This window comes from Caulobacter sp. P1_B12_2 (genome assembly GCF_056406675.1).
Genome location: NZ_JBFTZS010000755.1, coordinates 1 through 1,189, shown reverse-complemented (window position 1 = coordinate 1,189; position 1,189 = coordinate 1). Strand labels below are relative to the sequence as shown.

Annotated in this window: 2 protein-coding genes; one reads left to right on the top strand and one right to left on the bottom strand. The window is 68.0% G+C overall.

Annotated features, from left to right (window positions below; translation table 11 throughout):
- The coding region (locus AC1DZ6_RS25515) for a hypothetical protein (protein WP_477099877.1) at positions 1-268 on the bottom strand (268 nt) is incomplete at its 3' end.
- Positions 269-414: 146 nt separating this feature from the next.
- Between AC1DZ6_RS25515 and AC1DZ6_RS25510 the strand changes: the two genes are divergently transcribed.
- The gene (locus AC1DZ6_RS25510; RefSeq protein WP_477099876.1) at positions 415-1,146 is read left to right on the top strand and encodes a helix-turn-helix transcriptional regulator; all 732 of its coding nucleotides are present in this window, start codon (positions 415-417) and stop codon (positions 1,144-1,146) included.
- Positions 1,147-1,189 lie beyond the last annotated feature (43 nt).

The window sequence follows — 1,189 nt, the reverse complement described above, 5'->3', positions numbered from 1 at the left end:
GGTTGACGTCCTGCGAGAACCGATCGAGGCACCAGCTCGGCGCCGGCCCGCCTGGCTGCACCGTGGGCGCGCGCACCACGCCCAGCCAAGTGGCCTCATCCATAATCTCGCCTAGCCGGATGTAGTTGAGCTTGGTTTCCTGGTCTTCGTCCGACAGCTCGCCGCAATAGAAGCCATCAACCGTGACCGCCCGCGCAGCCTCCGCCCACGCAGCCTGGCTTGGCAAGATCAGCGCGGCGACAAGGCCGGTCAGGAGGCGTGTCAGCATGGGGCGGAACTTATCATGCAAGCCTATCCGGAGCTATGCCGTGGGGTTTCTTTGGCTCAGGCCGGCGAATTGAGCACCGAGACGCTCCCTGGCCCATTCTCYCACCTTCCCCTAGTCTGGCCGCCTCAGGGGGCGAGCATCTCCACGTGTTGAACACGGCCGAACAGGAAGCCTGGAGCTTTCTCAGCAAGGCGCCGCACTACGCGGCGCCCGACGAGGTCGAGGCCCATTTCGGGCGGGCGATCGCGGCGTTCGGCTATGACCGCTTCTGCGCCACCCTGATCAACGCCGAGCAGCTGGGCCGCGAGCCGCCCACCCTGGCCCGCCGCGACTTCGAGGCCTGGGACGCCCGCTACTGGGGCGCGCGCCACGTGGTCCACGACCCTTGCATCACGTTGCTGCGCAAGTCGAACCGCCCGTTCGCCTGGTCCGACGCCCGGCCGCTGGGCGACAATCGGGCCCAGGCGATGTGGGGCGAGGCGTCGGAGTTCGGCATGAACGACGGCTATGTGGTGCGGGTCTTCGGCCCGGCCGGTCACGAGGTGCTGATCCGCATGGCCACGGAGGACACGAGCACCGACCCCACCGCCCGCGCCGTGGTCGAGAGCCTGGCCACGGTGTTCGGCACGATCATGCTCAAGCACTGGGAGCTGCAGGACGACAGCCCGGACTACGGCGTGATCTCCGAGCGCCAGGCCCAGTGCCTGTACTGGGCCAGTCGCGGCAAGACCGACTGGGAGATCGGCGCGATCCTGACATTGTCGCCCCGCACGGTGCACCACCACATCGAGGCGGCGAAGAAGCGCCTGGGCGTGGTCAAGCGGCAGGAGGCGGTGATGAAGGCGGGGGAGCTGGGGTTGTTGGTGAAGGTGGGGTGAGCCGGCGGGGACATGCCCTTGCGGCGTGTCCCCAAGTCTTGGC